The sequence below is a fragment of the Saccharothrix longispora genome, from assembly GCF_031455225.1.
GTDB lineage: Bacteria > Actinomycetota > Actinomycetes > Mycobacteriales > Pseudonocardiaceae > Actinosynnema > Actinosynnema longispora.
This window is the reverse complement of the sequence record NZ_JAVDSG010000001.1, coordinates 751,079-766,758: the sequence shown is the minus strand read 5'-3', so window position 1 is coordinate 766,758 and position 15,680 is coordinate 751,079. Positions and strand designations below refer to the sequence as shown.

The 15,680-nt window shown below is 72.8% G+C and carries 12 protein-coding genes; 2 read left to right on the top strand and 10 right to left on the bottom strand.

What is annotated here, in order from left to right:
* Positions 1-8 precede the first annotated feature (8 nt).
* On the top strand, positions 9-881 hold the full coding sequence (ribD, locus tag J2S66_RS03350) for a bifunctional diaminohydroxyphosphoribosylaminopyrimidine deaminase/5-amino-6-(5-phosphoribosylamino)uracil reductase RibD (protein WP_310314638.1): 873 nt from the start codon (positions 9-11) through the stop codon (positions 879-881).
* Positions 882-1,016: 135 nt separating this feature from the next.
* Here ribD and J2S66_RS03345 read toward each other — a convergent pair whose 3' ends face one another.
* The gene (locus J2S66_RS03345) at positions 1,017-2,531 is read right to left on the bottom strand and encodes a glycoside hydrolase family 43 protein (protein WP_310303644.1); all 1,515 of its coding nucleotides are present in this window, start codon (positions 2,529-2,531) and stop codon (positions 1,017-1,019) included.
* Positions 2,532-2,634: 103 nt separating this feature from the next.
* On the opposite strand from J2S66_RS03345, the gene J2S66_RS03340 reads away from it, so the two are divergent.
* Positions 2,635-3,636, top strand: coding sequence for a protein kinase family protein (locus J2S66_RS03340; RefSeq protein WP_310303641.1), 1,002 nt, complete (start codon positions 2,635-2,637; stop codon positions 3,634-3,636).
* A 43-nt stretch (positions 3,637-3,679) separates the two neighbouring features.
* On the opposite strand, the gene J2S66_RS03335 is transcribed toward J2S66_RS03340, so the two are convergent.
* From J2S66_RS03335 to J2S66_RS03295, 9 genes are all read right to left on the bottom strand, one after another.
* Positions 3,680-3,997, bottom strand: coding sequence for a hypothetical protein (locus tag J2S66_RS03335; protein WP_310303639.1), 318 nt, complete (start codon positions 3,995-3,997; stop codon positions 3,680-3,682).
* Positions 3,998-4,166: 169 nt separating this feature from the next.
* Positions 4,167-5,171 carry a sugar phosphate isomerase/epimerase family protein gene (locus J2S66_RS03330; RefSeq protein WP_310303637.1) on the bottom strand — a complete coding sequence of 335 codons (1,005 nt, stop codon included), beginning with the start codon at positions 5,169-5,171 and terminating at the stop codon, positions 4,167-4,169.
* A complete protein-coding gene (locus tag J2S66_RS03325; RefSeq protein WP_310303634.1) occupies positions 5,168-6,310 on the bottom strand; it encodes a Gfo/Idh/MocA family protein in 1,143 nt (380 codons plus the stop codon). The genes J2S66_RS03330 and J2S66_RS03325 overlap by 4 nt, the downstream gene beginning before the upstream one ends.
* A 34-nt stretch (positions 6,311-6,344) precedes the next feature.
* On the bottom strand, positions 6,345-7,391 hold the full coding sequence (locus J2S66_RS03320; protein ID WP_310303633.1) for a substrate-binding domain-containing protein: 1,047 nt from the start codon (positions 7,389-7,391) through the stop codon (positions 6,345-6,347).
* A 53-nt stretch (positions 7,392-7,444) separates the two neighbouring features.
* Positions 7,445-8,443: an ABC transporter permease gene (locus tag J2S66_RS03315; protein WP_374726183.1), complete on the bottom strand. Its 999-nt coding sequence runs from the start codon at positions 8,441-8,443 to the stop codon at positions 7,445-7,447.
* 5 nt (positions 8,444-8,448) lie between these two features.
* Entirely contained in the window at positions 8,449-9,978 is a 1,530-nt protein-coding gene (locus J2S66_RS03310; RefSeq protein WP_310303629.1) for a sugar ABC transporter ATP-binding protein, read from the bottom strand.
* Entirely contained in the window at positions 9,975-11,138 is a 1,164-nt protein-coding gene (locus tag J2S66_RS03305; protein WP_310303627.1) for an ROK family protein, read from the bottom strand. Before J2S66_RS03305 ends, J2S66_RS03310 begins: the two co-directional genes overlap by 4 nt.
* 271 nt (positions 11,139-11,409) lie before the next feature.
* On the bottom strand, positions 11,410-12,525 hold the full coding sequence (locus J2S66_RS03300) for an ROK family protein (RefSeq protein ID WP_310314635.1): 1,116 nt from the start codon (positions 12,523-12,525) through the stop codon (positions 11,410-11,412).
* Positions 12,526-12,657: 132 nt separating this feature from the next.
* Positions 12,658-15,402, bottom strand: coding sequence for an ABC transporter substrate-binding protein (locus tag J2S66_RS03295; protein ID WP_310303624.1), 2,745 nt, complete (start codon positions 15,400-15,402; stop codon positions 12,658-12,660).
* Positions 15,403-15,680: the final 278 nt, after the last annotated feature.

Below are 15,680 nucleotides of genomic sequence, written 5' to 3'. Positions count from 1 at the left end.
TGGCGGCGATGCACCGGGCGGTCGTGCTCTCGGCGTTCGGCCTTGGTACCACCAGCCCCAACCCGCCCGTCGGGTGCGTAATCCTCGACCGACACCACCGCCCGGTCGGCGAGGGCCACCACGTCCGCAAGGGCGAGGCACACGCCGAAGTCCACGCCCTGCGGGAAGCCGGAGACCAGGCCAGGGGCGGCACCGCGGTGGTCACCCTCGAACCGTGCAACCACCACGGCCGCACACCACCCTGCCGCCAAGCCCTCCTCGACGCCGGAATAGCCCGCGTACTCATCGCCCTGATCGACCCCACCTCGCGCGAGGAAGGCGGCGCCGCCCGTCTCGCGGCAGCCGGAGTCGACGTCGAGATCGGACTGCTCGCCGACTCCGCACGCACCGTCCTGCGACCGTGGCTGCACAGCCTGGACACCGGGCGGCCTTACGTCACCTGGCTGTACGAAGTCGACGCCGAGGGACGAGCGCTCACCGCGAGCGAGACCATGCGGACGTTGTACCGCACGACCACCGACGTGGTCCTGGACGAGGCCGGCCACCTCTCCGAGGGCGTGTCGGCCGGTCACGGCAAAGACGCCTTCGCCATCCCCGCGATGACCGTGGACGAGCCTGCACAACTTCTGGCCGCACTGCACGAAGGAGGTACCCGGTCGCTGCTGCTCGCCACCTCTCCCCGAACGGCACAGCGGTTCCTGGAAGCCGGCCTGATCGACGCGACCACGTTTCACGTGCCACACCCGGCTCGTCCCACGACGAATACAGGTGAAGCAGCACTGGTCTACGACGCGTTCGTGATCGACAGAGTCGAACGGCACGGCGACCACCTGCGTTGTGACACCACCGTGCTCCTGCCGCGAATCGGCGACCAGACGTGAACGACGCCCCACGCACGGTCTACCCGGTCATCACAGCGGCACCGCCGGCGCTCGGCATCGACCGGCCGATCGATTCCCTGCACACCGCCGACTGACGGGTGTGCGTGATCGCTTCCGCCGGCGCGAGGGTTGCGGTCACCCGAGTTCGCGGTACTCGGCCCAGTCGAAGTCGGCGACCGCCGTGCTCTCCCGACCGTTGGCGCTCGCGTAGAGCCCCAGGTGCACACCCGTGAAACCACCCGTCACCGGCGTGCTCAGCGGACGCCCGTCGACCGGGTCGCCGAGGTCGCGCCAGGCATCGGGGCCGGTGGCGTACCGGGCCTGGTGGTCCTGGCCCCGGGCGTGGAAGGCCAGCCACAGCAGCGGCCCGGTGACGGGGGCCGTCGCCAGCACCTCGTCGATGCCCTTCAGGCGTCGCACGAGGCGCAGCACGTCGCCGTCGCGGGTGAGGCGCAGGTGGTTGTCGTTGTCCTGGAGCACGACCAGGCCCGCCGATTCGTGCGCCACGCGCGGCGCGAAGTCCAGGGCGCACTCGAACGCGAAGTCGCGGTGCCGCTGGGGCTTGCACACCAGGCTGGGCGTGACCAGGTCGGTCACCCGCTCCGGCCTCAGCGGCAGGCGCAGGTGGCCGGGGCGGTCGAACGACCAGAACGGCTCGTCGGGCGTGCGCAGCACGAACCAGGACGGGTCCAGGGCGCCCGCGTCGAAGTCGTCGCGCGCCGGGATGTCCGGCCACGGGTGCGGTTCCAGGGCGGGCGCCTCGACGGTCTCCTCCACCGGGTCCATCTCCGGCCACCCGTCCACCCACCGCACGGGCGCGAGGAACGTCTCGCGCCCGAGGTTGTAGAAGTAGCCGCCGTAGGGGCGCATGGCCAGCAGCACGGCCCACCAGTCGCCGTCGGGGGTGGTGACGAGGTCGGCGTGGCCGGTGCCGGTGATCTGGTGGTCGCGGCCGTGCTCCCGGTGCGTGAGCACGGGGTTGCGCGGGTGTCCCTCGTACGGGCCGGTGATCGAGCGGGACCGGGCGGCCACGACGGCGTGGTCGACGTCCGTGCCGCCCTCGGCGCACACCAGCACGTAATGACCATCCACTTTGTACAGGTGAGGTCCCTCGGCCCACACCGCGTCGGGCGTGGAACCCGTCCAGATCACGGTTTCGGGGCCGAGTCCCTCGTCGTGCAGCTCGCGCAGCCACACCTCGGTCCGCCCGCGTCGGTCCGACGGGACCTCGCGGCAGCCGTGCAGCCACGTGCGGCCGTCGTCGTCGAAGAACAGCGACGGGTCGAAGCCGTCCACGTCGAGCCACCGCGGTTCGGACCACGGTCCGGCCGGGTCGGTGGCGGTGACCAGGAAGTTGCCGCTCGGGCCGTGGCCGTCGACGAGCGTGCAGACGACGTGGAAGACGCCGTCGTGGTGGCGGATGGTCGGCGCGTAGAGGCCCTTGGAGGGGCCGATGCCGTGCAGCGGGAGCTGGGAGGGGCGGTCGAGCACGTGCCCGACGAGCCGCCACGACACCAGGTCCCGGCTGTGGTGCACGGGCAGGCCGGGGAAGTACGCGAAGGTCGACGTGACCAGGTAGTAGTCGCCGCCGACGCGGCAGATCGACGGGTCCGGGTGGCAGCCGGGCAGGACCGGGTTGGGGTGGCGCACCGACAGGACCCCCGAAATTTTCGCGACAACAGCGATCGTTTCGACCCTAGGTGTGCGGGCGGGACCGGTCAAGGGACCGGCCCGCCGCCGGCATGCTGGGACGATGACGGCCACCAGGCGTGCCCGCCACCGGAGGCTCTCGGCGCTGCTCGCGTCGCGGGACGACACCGACCTCGCCGCGCTCCTGGAGAGCGGGCACGCGACCGCGGGCGTGGGCGGCGGCACGGCGGTGCTCGACGTCGACGGCACGCCGGTGTTCGCCAAGCGCGTCCCGCTGACCGACCGGGAACTCGCCCACCCGCACTCGACGGCGAACCTGTTCGACCTTCCGACGTTCTGCCAGTACGGCGTCGTCAGCCCGGGGTTCAACGCCTGGCGCGAACTGGCCGCGAACCGGATCGTCACCGACGCGGTCCTGTCCGGCGACGCCGACGCGTTCCCGCTGCTGCACCACTGGCGGGTGCTGCCCGGCCGCCCGCCCGTCGCGGCCGAGCACGCCGACGTGGAGGCGGTGGTCGCCGCGCTGGACGGCAGCCCCGCCGTGCGCGCCCGCCTGGACGCGCTGGCCCGCGCACCGGCGAGCCTCGTGCTGCTCTTCGAGCACCTCGCGCACCCGGTGTCCGTCCTGCTGGACGAGGACCCGGTCGGCCGGGCCGAGGAGGTCGAGCGGCAGTTGCTGCGGATCACGACCTTCCTGCGCGACCGGCGGCTGCTGCACATGGACGGGCACCTCGGCAACATGCGCACCGACGGTGAGCGGGTCTTCCTCACCGACTTCGGGCTGGCCACGTCGCCCGACTTCGACCTGTCGGCCGCCGAGCGCGACTTCGTCCGCCGCAACGCCGGCCACGACGCCGACCACGCCGCCACGCGCCTCGTCAACTGGCTGGTGACCGCGGTGTGCGGGGTGCCGGCGGAGCGCGTCCCCGTCGCGCGCAACGAGTACGTGCTCCGGTGCGCCACCGACGGCGTGCCGGACGACGTGCCCCCGCGCGTGGCCGCGATCCTGACCCGGCACGCGCCCGTCGCGGCGGGGGTGAACGCCTTCTACTGGCGGCTGTTCGACGGCGACGTGCACGCGGAGTACCCCGGCGCCGCGTGGTGAGCCGCTCCGGTCGGCCTCGCCCGGAGCGGCTCCCCGGTAGGGGTCAGCAGGCCCTGACGATGGCCGAGTGGGCCTTGGAGCCGAGGTCGAGGATCCGCACGGTCCGGGTGCCGGCGGGCACGCGGACCTGGTAGGTGCCGGGGTTGACCGGGTAGTCGAAGTAGCTGCCCGCCGGGGCGGCCGAGGTGCCCGCGATCATCGAGCCGTCGGTGCGGTGGATCGTGGTGGAGACCGCCTTGCCGCAGTTGTTGGAGATGTAGATCTTGCCCTTGGTCGCGGCGGTGGCGGAACCCGCCCCGAGGACCGAGATGAGCAGACCTGCGGTCGCCAGACCGGTGAGGACGCGTCGGGTGGTCGTCATGGTGCTCCCCCTGGGTGTGGTGTGGGTCGGCCGCAAGGTACCGGCGGGCGCGGCCGCGCACTGCCGGTCGAACGACCGACAGCCGACCCGCTCCCCGGCGCCGCCGACCGCGCCACGTGGGCACGGCCGCGCCCACCGGACCGGGCGGTGGTCCGGTGGGCGCGCGTGCTCAGCGCTCTGTGCTGAACGCCGCGTCGAAGGAGGTCGCGGGCGGGTCGAACAGGTGCTTGCGGATGAAGCCGACGGCTTCCTCCGCGCCCCTCAACCGGTCCATGCCCGCGTCTTCCCACTCCACCGAGATCGGACCCGTGTAGCCGATCGCGTTCAGCGCGCGGAACGACTCCTCCCACGGCACGTCGCCGTGGCCGGTCGAGACGAAGTCCCAGCCGCGACGCGGGTCGGCCCACGCCAGGTGCGAGCCCAGCCGGCCGTTGCGGCCGTCGAAGCGCTTCTTCGTGTCCTTGCAGTCGACGTGGTAGATCCGGTCCGCGAAGTCGAGGATGAAGCCGACCGGGTCCAGGTCCTGCCAGACGAAGTGCGACGGGTCCCAGTTCAGGCCGAACGCGGGGCGGTTGCCGACCGCCTCCAGCGCCTTCTTCGTCGTCCAGTAGTCGTAGGCGATCTCGGACGGGTGAACCTCGTGCGCGAACCGGACGCCGACCTCGTCGAACACGTCGAGGATCGGGTTCCAGCGCTCGGCGAAGTCGGTGTAGCCCTCCTCGATCACGGCCTGCGGCACGGGCGGGAACATCGCCACGTACTTCCACGTCTTCGACCCGGTGAAGCCGACGACGGTGTCCACCCCGAGCTTCGCCGCGGCACGCGCGGTGTCCGCCATCTCGGCGGCGGCGCGCCGCCGCACGTCCTCGGGTTCGCCGTCGCCCCAGATCCGCGCGGGCAGGATGGCCTGGTGGCGGAAGTCGATCGGGTCGTCGCACACGGCCTGGCCGACGAGGTGGTTGGAGATCGTCCACACCTCCAGGCCGTGCTTCCGGAGCACCTCGCGCTTCGCGGGCACGTAGTCGTCGTCCGCGAGCGCCCTGTCCACCTCGAAGTGGTCACCGGAGCAGGCGATCTCCAGCCCGTCGTAGCCCCACCCGGCGGCGAGCCGGCACACCTCCTCGAACGGCAGGTCGGCCCACTGGCCGGTGTACAGCGTGACCGGACGGCTCATCGGGTGTCTCCAATCGTGGTCCACGCGGACTCGTGGCCCGCACTGTCCTCCACCGCCGCCAGCACGCGCTGCACCCGCAGGCCGTCCGCGAAGCTCGGCGCGGGGTCGACGCCCTCGCCGATGGCGGTGAGCAGGTCGGCCACCTCGTGGGTGAACGTGTGCTCGTAGCCCAGGAGGTGGCCCGGCGGCCACCACGCGCCCACGTACGGGTGATCGGCCTCGGTGACGAGCACGCGGCGGAAGCCGGAGTCCGGGCCGTCGTCCGCCGAGAACACCGACAGCTCGTTCATCGACTCGAAGTCGAACGCGAGGCTGCCCCGCGAACCGTTGACCTCCAGCCGCATGGCGTTCTTGCGGCCCAGCGCGAAGCGGGTCGCCTCGAACGTGCCCAGCGCCCCGGAGTCGAAGCGCGCCAGGAAGACCGCGGCGTCGTCCACGGTCACCTCGTCGCGCCCGCCCGCGCCGTCCGGGCGCTCCTTGACGAACGTCTCCGTCGTCGCGCTGACCCCGGTGATCAGGCCGCCGGTGACGAACTGCGCGGCGTCCACGATGTGCGCGCCGAGGTCGCCCAGCGCACCCGAGCCGGCCTTCTCCCGCCGCAGCCGCCACGTCATCGGCGACTCGGGGTCGGACAGCCAGTCCTGGAGGTACACCGCGCGCACGTGCCGCACGTCGCCGATGCGGCCCTCGGCCACCAGCCTGCGGGCCAGCGCGAGCGCCGGCACCCGCCGGTAGTTGAACGCCACCATCGAGCGCACGCCGCGCTCGGCCGCCGCCGACGCCGCCGCCGCCATCTCCTCGGCCTCGGCGACGGAGTTGGCCAGCGGCTTCTCGCACAGCACGTGCTTGCCGGCGGCCAGCGCGGCCAGCGCGATCTCGGCGTGCGTGTCGCCCGGCGTGCACACGTCCACCAGCTGCACGTCGTCCCGGGCGACCAGCGCGCGCCAGTCGGTCTCCACGGCGGCCCAGCCGTACTTGTCGGCCGCCTCCTTGGCACGCACCGCGTCACGTCCACCGAGGGCGGCGAGCCGGGGCGTGAGCGGCACGTCGAAGAACCGGTGGACGCTTCGCCAGGCGTGCGAGTGCACCGCGCCCATGAACGCGTGGCCGACCATGCCCACGCCGATCTCTTCCGTCATCAGCAGCCTTTCGAGCGAGCGGTGGTGTCCGACGTCAGGAGTCGAAGCCGACGTCCAGGTACTGGTCGACGTTCTCCTTCGTCACGACGGCGGAGTAGGTCGTGATCGAGGCGGGGATGTCGTGCTCGGCCAGGTCGCCGATGCCCTTGGTCTGCCCCAGCAGGCGGGCCAGCGCGATACCCGAGGAGGCCATCGACGGGCTGTAGAGCACGGTCGCCTTCATGACGCCGCTGTCGGCCTTGATCAGGTCCATCATGTTCCGCGAGCCCGCGCCGCCGACCATGATGAACTCGGTGCGGCTCGCGCTGTCGATGGCGGCCATGACGCCGATGCCCTGGTCGTCGTCGTGGTTCCACAGCGCGTCGAGCCTGCTCGCCGACTGGAGCAGGTTCGCGGTCTGCTGCTCGCCGGACTCGGAGGTGAACGACGCCGAGACGCGCGGCCCGACCTTGAAGCCGGCGCGGGCGAGGGCGTCGCCGAAGCCCTTGCTGCGCTCCTGGGTTAGCGGCAGCGAGTCGATGCCCGCGACCTCGCCGATGATCGGGTCGGACACGCCCTTGGCCTTCAGCTGCGCGGCGATGAACTCGCCCGCGTTGACGCCCATGCGGTAGTTGTCGCCGCCGATCCACGTCCGGTAGGCGAGCGGGGTGTCGAAGACGCGGTCGAGGTTGATGACCGGGATGCCCGCGTCCATCGCCTGGCGGCCGACCTCGGTGAGCGCCTTGCCGTCGAACGGCAGCACGACGAGCACGTCGACCTTGTCGTTGATCAGCGTCTCGACCTGGCTGATCTGCTGGTTGACGTCGTTGGTGCCCTCGGTGGCCTTGAACGTCACGTCGGAGAACCGGTCGGCCTGCGCCTTCGCGTTCTTCGTCATGGCGGCCATCCAGCCGTGGTCGGCGGCGGGCGCGGAGAAGCCGATGGTGACCATCTTGCCGGGCTGGCTGTTCTCGCCCGAGCTGCCCGCGACGGCGTTGGGCGCGGTGTTGCCGGACTCGTTGGAGGTGCAGCCGGCGAGCAGCGCGGCGGTACCGACGGCGGTGGTGCCCCACAGGAAGCGGCGGCGGTCGAGTGAAGGCATGGAGGTACTCCCGGGCGTCGTTGGTCGGGTGGGTTCGGGGGTTTCCGGACGGCTCACGTGGCGCGTGCGCGGCGGCGGGCGCTGGTGGTGCGCTGGAGGAGCACCGCGGCGACGATGATCACGCCCTTCGCGATGTTCTGGATGTCGGTGTCGAGGTTGTTCTGGGTGAAGATGTTGCCCACCACGGTGAAGATGAGGACACCGATCAGCGTGCCGATCAGCGAACCCCGGCCGCCGGTGAGCAGCGTGCCGCCGATGACGACCGCGGCGATGGCGTCCAGCTCGTAGAACATGCCGTTGGTGGACGCGCCGGACGTGGTGCGGGCGACGACCATCAGGGCGGCGATGCCGCAGCACAGGCCCGCGATGCCGTAGACCAGCGCGGTGTGCCGCTTGACGTCGATGCCGGCCAGGCGGGCGGCTTCGGCGTTGCCGCCCACGGCGAACGTGCGGCGGCCGAACGTGGTGCGGTTGAGCACGACCCAGCCGATCGCGAACACCGCGGCCAGCAGCCAGATCAGCACCGGGATGCCGAGGACGTCGCCCCGGAAGAAGGTGCTGAACCCGGTCTCCGTGATCACCTGCGTGCGGCGGCCGGAGAGCCGTTCGGCCAGGCCCTTCGCCGAGGCGTACATGGCGAGGGTGGCGATGAACGGCACGATCTTGCCGTAGGAGATGAGCACGCCGTTGACCAGGCCGCAGCCCAGGCCGACGAGCAGCGCGCACAGCACCATCACCACCGGGCCGTAGGACTGGGTGGCCACGGTCGTCATCCACACGCTCGACAGGGCCACGATCGACCCGACGGACAGGTCGATGCCACCGCTGATGATCACGAACGTCATGCCGACGCTGACCACGCCGATCGCGGCGGCCAGCCGCAGCATGGTGGAGATGTTGGCCTCGGTGAGGAACGCGTCGGGCCGGGTGGCGTAGCCGACGATGCACAGCACCACCAGCACACCGAGCAGGCCGGTGAGCCGCAGGTCGAGGTTCCGCCGGTGCTTCGGCGGGTCCTGGGGCGGGGCGGATTTCGGGTCGAGGACCCGCACTTCGGTCACAGGGCCTCCTCGGTCGCGGCGCCCTCGACGAGGGCGCTGCCGGCCATCACGATGTCGAGCACGGCGGATTCGGTCAGTTCGGCGGCCGGGCGGTCGGCGACGACCTCGCCGTCCCGCAGCACGAGCACCCGGTCGGCGAGGCCCAGCACCTCGGCGACCTCGCTGGAGACCAGCACGACGGCCACGCCGGACGCGGCCAGCTCGTGGATCACCCGGTACAGCTCGGCGCGCGCGCCCACGTCCACGCCGCGGGTCGGCTCGTCGAGCAGCAGCACGCGGCAGCCGCGCACCAGCCAGCGCGCCACCACCGCCTTCTGCTGGTTGCCGCCGGAGAACTCGGCGACCAGTCGCCGGGGGTCGGCGGGGCGCAGGTCCAGGCGCTCCAGGGTGGCGCGGGAGTCGCGCAGCTCCCGGGCCCGGTCGACGAACCCGGCCCGGCTGTAGGCGGGCAGGCTCGACAGCGTCACGTTGTGCGCCACGGACAGGTCCAGCAGCAGGCCCTGGGCCTTGCGCTCCTCGGGGGCCAGGCCGATGCCCGCCTTCACCGCGGCGGGCACGCTGCCCGTGCGGATGGGCACGCCGTCGACCTCCACCGTGCCCGCGTCGGGTTTGCGCGCGCCGAACACGGTCTCCAGGATCTCGCTGCGCCCCGCGCCCACCAGGCCGGCGATGCCGAGCACCTCGCCCGCGTGCACGCTGAACGTGACGTCGTGGAACTCGCCCGCCCGGCCGAGCCCGCGCACCGCCAGCACCTCGCGGTCGGCGTCCACGGTGGACACGTCGCGGTGCGGGAAGACCGTGTCGACCTTGCGGCCGGACATCAGGTCGACCAGCTCGGCGGTGGGCGTGCCGGCGGGCAGGTTCGCGGCGACCGTGCGGCCGTCCTTGAGGACGGTGACCCGGTTGCCGATGCGGCGGATCTCCTCCAGCCGGTGCGAGATGTAGAGGACGGCGACGCCGTCGCGGGTCAGCTCGGCGACGATGCGGAACAGGTTGTCCACCTCGTCGGCGGCCAGCGCGGCGGTCGGCTCGTCCATCACGATGAGCCGCGCGTCGTGCGCCAGGGCGCGGGCCATCGACACCAGCTGCTGCCCGGCGGCCGAGAGCAGGCCGACCTCGCGGTCCGGGTCGATCTCGGGGTGGCCCAAGCGGGCCATCAGGGCGGCGGCCTTCTTCTTCGCCGTGCCCGTCCGGTTGAAGCCGAACCGGGCCGGTTCGTGGCCGAGGAACACGTTCTCCGCCACCGAGATCCCCGGCACCAGGTCCAGCTCCTGGTACATGGTGGCCACGCCCAGGCGCAGCGCCGCGACCGGTGACGGCAGGGCCGTCCGCCCGCCGCGCCAGGTGATCTCGCCCTCGTCGGGCTGGTGCGCGCCGGCGAGGACCTTGATCAGGGTGGACTTGCCCGCGCCGTTCTGGCCGAGCAGGCAGTGCACCTCGCCCTCGGCGACCTCCAGGTCCACGCCGTCCAGGGCCCGCACGCCGGGGAAGCTCTTGCCGATGCCCGTCATCCTGAGCAGGGTCATGCGGGGGTTCCTTCCTTCACGGGCACGACGGTCGGGTCGTCCAGCACGCGGCGCAGCGCGGCCAGGGCGGCGCCCCGCCCGCCCGCGGTGAACCCGAGCGCGGAGGCGGTGATCGCGGTGCCACCCCGCGGCTGCGGGGTCACCAGCCAGTCCTGGAGCGCGGCGAAGTAGCCGCCCAGCACGATGCGCTCCGGGTTGAGCAGGCTCGCGACGACCGACAGCCCGGTGGCCAGGGCGGCGGCCGTGCGGTGCAGGGCGTCGAGGGTGCGCGGCTCGCCGCGTTCGGCGCGGGTCCGCAGGATCGTCATCCGCTCGCCGGGCGCGAGGTGCGGGTTGTGCACCTGGTCGTGGCGGGGTGCCGCGGCGTGCAGGAACGCGTCCAGGCCGACCTGGGTCTCCCAGCAGCCGCGCTTGCCGCAGCCGCACGGCGTGCCGAGGGGGTCGAGCACCATGTGCCCGACGTCGCCCGCGCGGTTCGCCGCGCCCCGGACCAGCCGCCCGCCCGCGATGACCCCGGCGTGCACGTCCCGGCCGCCGCCGAGGTAGACCAGATCGTCCACCGGGTCGGCGTCGTGCTCGGCGAACGCCGCCAGGTTGGCCTCGTTGTCGACGTCCAACCTGGTCAGCGGCAGGCCGGTGCGGGCGGCGAGCCCGTCGAGCACGGCCACCTCGCGCCAGCGCAGCCGGACCGCCGTGGCGGTGCCGGTGGCGGGGTCGGCCTGACCCGGGACGGCCACCGTGACGCCCGCCCAGCCGGCCTCGGGGACGTCGCGCAGCGCGGTGCGGGTCAGGTCGGCGAGCCGGTCGAGCACGTGGTCGGGCGAGGTGGTGTCGCAGGTCGCGTGGCGGCGCAGGTGGAGTTCGCCGGTCAGGTCGGTGACGGTCGCCCCGAGCCGGCCGGGGTGGACGTCGAGCCCGATCCCGCACACCGCGCCGCGGCGCAGCTGCACGAGCCGGCCGGGCCGGCCCTGGGTGGTCGTGGTGCCGGCGGTCTCGACGAGGCCGCGGTGTTCCAGCTTCGTCAGGAGCGGGGACACCGTCGCCTTGGAAAGACCCGATCTCGCGGCGAGCTGGGCGCGGGAGAGCGGCCCGCTGGAGCGGAGCGTGCGCAGGAGGAGGGCGAGGTTCGCCTCGCGCCGTGCCTCGGGCTGCGCGTGCATCGGGGCTCCCACTTCGGTGAGGGGTTGGTCAAAGGAGGTGGTCCAGCTCACGTCCACCCGTGAGTTGCGGCGAATCCTGACAGTGAACCGGGCACGCTGACAAGAACTTCCACTCACTTTTGTCGATTCGTTGCAAAAGTCGGTACGGAACCAACAGAAGAGGCGATCGGAGCACTGCCCGAATTGTGAGAGCGCTCTCGCATGGTGAAGGCACGGCTGAGCGGCCTGCCGTGACGGGTTCGCACGACAGACCTCGGACCTCTGGCAGGTATCAGCCCACCGGGGAGAAGGCGCGGTCCGTAGCGGACCACGCGGCACCGGTCACGCCGGCCAGCTCGCCCAGCTCCGACAGCACGATCGGCAGGTTGCCGGTCGCCAGGGGCAGGGAGCGGCGATAGACGGCGCTGCGGACCTCCGCGAGCAGCGAGTGGCCCAGCCTCGACACGCCGCCGCCGATGACGACCATGCCGGGGTTGAGGAAGCTGACCAGCGACGCCACCACGTGGCCGAGCCGGCGCCCGCCCTCGCGGACCAGGTTGGCGGCGGCGAAGTCGCCGGCCGCGGCGGCAGTGCCGACGTCCTCCGCGGTCAGCGCGCCCTTGTCGTGCAGGGCGCCCGCCAGCGCCACCGACCGCCCGCTGCGCGCCAGGGTCGTGGCGTCCCGGGCCAGCGCCGCGCCGCCGAAGTACGCCTCCAGGCACCCGACTTCACCGCACGCGCACGCCGGCCCGAAGTCGTCCAGCCTGATGTGCCCGATGTCGCCCGCCGTGCCGGCCACGCCCCGGTACACCTTGCCGCCCAGCACGATGCCGCAGCCGATGCCGGTGCCGACCTTGACGAAGATCAGGTCCTCCAGCGACCGGGCCACGCCCGCGTGCCGCTCGCCCAGCGCCATCGCGTTCACGTCGTTGTCCACCGTCACCGGGCAGCCCCAGCGGCCGGCCAGCTCGTCGCGCACCGGGTAGCGGTCCCAACCGGGCATGATCGGCGGCGCGACCGGCATGCCGTCGCGGAAGCTCACCGGGCCCGGCAGGCCGATGCCGGCGCCGATGAGCGTGCCGGCCGCCTTGGCGTAGACGACATCGGCCAGCTCGGCGACGCGGCTGAGCACCTGCGCCGGGCCGCCGCGCACGTCGCACTCCTCGCTGCGGCTCTCCAGCACCTCGCACCGGCCGTCGGTCACCGCGACCGTCACCGAGGTCGCGCCCACGTCCACGCCCAGCACGCGCAGGTCGTCGGCCAGGTGCACGAGCGTCGAGCGCCGCCCGCCCCGGGACGCGGCCGGACCGCCGATCTGCACCAGCCCGACGTCGACCAGCCGCGCCAGCTCGGCGGTCAGCTTGGCCCGGGGCAGCTCCAACCGCTCACCCAGCGCCACGCGCGACATGGCACCCTCGTCGCGGAGCAGCCCGAGCAGCTCCGACTGCCTGCCCGAAACCACCCGCGGCTGCTGGCCGCTGCCCGTCGCGCTCACGGCACCAATCTACGACCTCAGCGGCCTTCCCTCAGCGGCCTTCCCTCAGCGACCTCCGTCGGGGCACCACCCGGCCCGGCGCACGTCCACGTCCTTGCGCTCCGAGTACCGGCCGCACGAGGCGACCACCAGGGGTGGGGCGCCGTCGGCCACCCGGAGCACCGCGATGAACTTCTCCGTCGGCACCTGGCCGTCCTCGAAGTCGAGGACGCCGCTCTCCCCCGACAGCGCCTGGTCGCCGCGGATGTCGCCGATCTCCTTCCACACGTGCCCCGGCGACACCGGGATCGGGCCGAGCTTCGTCATCGCGTGCACGAACAGGTAGAGGGCGTCATAGGTGAGCGCCGCGTGGCCGTCCAGCGACGGGTTCGCGTCGCCCGCGCACTCCTCCTCGAACACCGCGCGCAGCGTCTGGTGCATGGCGGTGGCCGCGACGCAGCCCGGTGAGCCGACCGCGAACGACACGTAGTCGTACGGGATCTCGGGGTGCTGGTTGCGCAACGTCCGGTCGGCGGCGTACCGGGCGATGTCGTCGCCCGCCAGCAGCACCGGCGGCCGGTCCTTGCAGCCCGCGCTCACCCCGTCCATCAGCTTGCCGAAGTCCGCGGGGCGGCCCGCGAAGAACACCACCTCGTCCTCGGCCACCCCGCACAGCTGCTGGCCGAGCCGGCGGGCGTCCGAGCCCTCGTTGCCGGTCGCGGGCCGGTACGGCTCCTCGCGCACCCGGTCGCCCTGCTCGGTGAACCGGAGCACCAGGTCCTCCCGGAGGTTGCTCGCGTACGAGTCCTCCTCGTCGTTGGAGTGCACCACGACCACGCCCCGCTTGTCCGGGTACGCGAACCGCACGTACCGCGCGACGACCCGCGCCTGGCGGTCGTTGTTCGGCGAGACCTGGAAGTACATCCGGGACGCGGTGCGCATGTGGTCGTCGGACAGGGTCGCCGCGACCACCGGCAGGCCGACCTCGCCGAGCTTGGTGATCGTCTCCCGGGTCGTCCTGCGGCTCAGCGCCATGCCGAGCACGCCGACGATGCTCTTGTCGCGCTCCAGCATCGACCCCAGCGTCCTCGCGACCACCTCGCCGTGCTGCATGTTCGCGCCCGCGTTGCCGAACAGCACCCGGACCAGCGGCTCGTCGGGGCCGGTGCGCTCCAGCAGCTGCGCCTGCCGCGCCGCCACGCCCATCAGCCGCGCGGTGTTGCTGGCCAGGGCGTCGCGGGCGGTGCTCATCGCGGAGACGTACACGACGGTCGCGTACGGCCGCTCGGGGTCGCGTTCGTGCGCTTCCAGGACCTCGCGGTTCTGGTCCACGAGCCGCTGCTGCGCCTTGTCGAACCGCGCCAGGTCTGCGGGGTCGCCCGTCCCGAACAGCGGCAGCAGGCCCGTGGTGACGCCCACGCAGTCGTCGCCGAGCCGCTCCAGGGTGTGCGCGTCGGGGTTGTCGCGCTCCAGCCCGCAGTGCCGGTACCGCCAGCCGTCGTTCTCCGCGACGATCCCGCTCACCTGCCGGTAGCCGACCGCGCCCACGGCGGTGAGCAGCAGCACCGCGAACACCGCGAGCACCGACGTGCGCGACCACACCGGGGCAGGTCGCACGGACAGCGTCGCCGTCGGCGGCACCTCGCCCGGAACGATCGGCACCGGCGGGACCCGCAGCGGCAGGAACCACGCCGTGGGGCGGCGGGCGCGGCTGTCGGTGGCGAGCTTGCGCGCCCACGTCTCGTAGGCGTGGCTCGCCTGGTCGACGGGCACCGGTTCCCGCTCGGCGGCGTTCTCCGCGTCCGGCGGCACCTTCTCGCTGCCGCTGATGATGACGAGCGGGTCGAACGCGCCGGTGTCGTTGCGGACGTCGTTGATGAGCTTGAGCACGGCGTAGCCGCCGTTGTCGCGGCGGATGCCGTCGAGCAGCACCACCGGGTACACGGTGCGGCGGGCCGAGCGGATGCGCCACAGCGACCGCCGGTAGGCGCGGCGCACGTCCTCCAGGAAGGCGTTGACGAGCAGCTTGGCCAGCTGGCCGGTGTCCTCGCGCGGTTCGGCGCTGCGGCCGGGCAGCAGGCCCGAGGTGAGGCGCTCGGCGAACCCGATGAACGTGCCGGGGTCGTGCGGGGCGAGGTAGGGCTGGCGCAGCAGCCACCGGTACTCGCTGCCCGGCACGACGCCGCGCAGCTTCGCCCGGAACAGGAACGACGGCACGAGCCGCAGCACCAGCCGCACCCACCAGGGCGCGGTCTCGGTGGCGCTGTCCAGCACGTCGCGCGGCATCAGGTCGTCACCGCTGCGCCGGCGCAGGTCGCGTTCGCGCAGCCGGGTGAGCAGGGTGGCCGCCGACTCCGGGTCCGCGCCGTCCACGCGCTGGTTCATCAGCCAGTAGACGAGTTCGAGGCGGCGGAACTCGTGGCGGCCGTAGCGGCCGTTGACGCCGGAGGACAGCTCGCGCGCGACGGACACCAGGATCGCGCCGACCGCCTCCAGGGTGCGGGCCTCCGACCCGCCCGACCCGCCCGGCCCGGCGGGGGCGTCGGAGGCCTCGGCGGCGTCCTCGAACCGGTGCAGCGCGTGCGGCACGCGACCGGGGTGCGCGCCGCGCAGGTGGGCGCGCAGGGCGCCCAGCAGGCCGGCCGACTCGGGGCCTCGGACCAGGCAGACCAGCGGGATGCCCCGGTCGCCGCCCGCCCGCGCGCCGGACCTGCGGCCCGGCAGCTCGCCGAACCTCGGCCGCTCGGTGAGGTCCTGCAACAGCTTGACCAGTTCGTCGATGACCTCGACGGACGATAATCGCTCGGTCACCTGGCTCCTCGTGGACGGGTCCCCCGGCGTGCCCCGCCGGTCCTCCGACTGTAGGGGCAACAGGGGTTCACGCGGTTCGGTTCGGGCGGCATCGGCCCACGTCACCGCACTGATACGGACCTCGGGACGAGCACCGACCGGGGCGTCCGCGCGGGGATGTGCCCCGGATCACACCGGACACCCACGCAACCGAACACCCCACCGGACGTCTCCGACAGTGCCGTCACCCTTCTGAGACACCGTGTGGTCGTCAATGCGACACACGGTAACCGATGTGA

Coding starts and splice junctions, on each gene's coding strand:
- ribD (WP_310314638.1), top strand. CDS start 9: ATGCACCGGGCGGTCGTGCTCTCGGCGTTCGGCCTTGGTACCACCAGC.
- J2S66_RS03340 (WP_310303641.1), top strand. CDS start 2,635: ATGACGGCCACCAGGCGTGCCCGCCACCGGAGGCTCTCGGCGCTGCTC.
- J2S66_RS03335 (WP_310303639.1), bottom strand. CDS start 3,997: ATGACGACCACCCGACGCGTCCTCACCGGTCTGGCGACCGCAGGTCTG.
- J2S66_RS03330 (WP_310303637.1), bottom strand. CDS start 5,171: ATGAGCCGTCCGGTCACGCTGTACACCGGCCAGTGGGCCGACCTGCCG.
- J2S66_RS03325 (WP_310303634.1), bottom strand. CDS start 6,310: ATGACGGAAGAGATCGGCGTGGGCATGGTCGGCCACGCGTTCATGGGC.
- J2S66_RS03320 (WP_310303633.1), bottom strand. CDS start 7,391: ATGCCTTCACTCGACCGCCGCCGCTTCCTGTGGGGCACCACCGCCGTC.
- J2S66_RS03310 (WP_310303629.1), bottom strand. CDS start 9,978: ATGACCCTGCTCAGGATGACGGGCATCGGCAAGAGCTTCCCCGGCGTG.
- J2S66_RS03305 (WP_310303627.1), bottom strand. CDS start 11,138: ATGCACGCGCAGCCCGAGGCACGGCGCGAGGCGAACCTCGCCCTCCTC.
- J2S66_RS03300 (WP_310314635.1), bottom strand. CDS start 12,525: ATGTCGCGCGTGGCGCTGGGTGAGCGGTTGGAGCTGCCCCGGGCCAAG.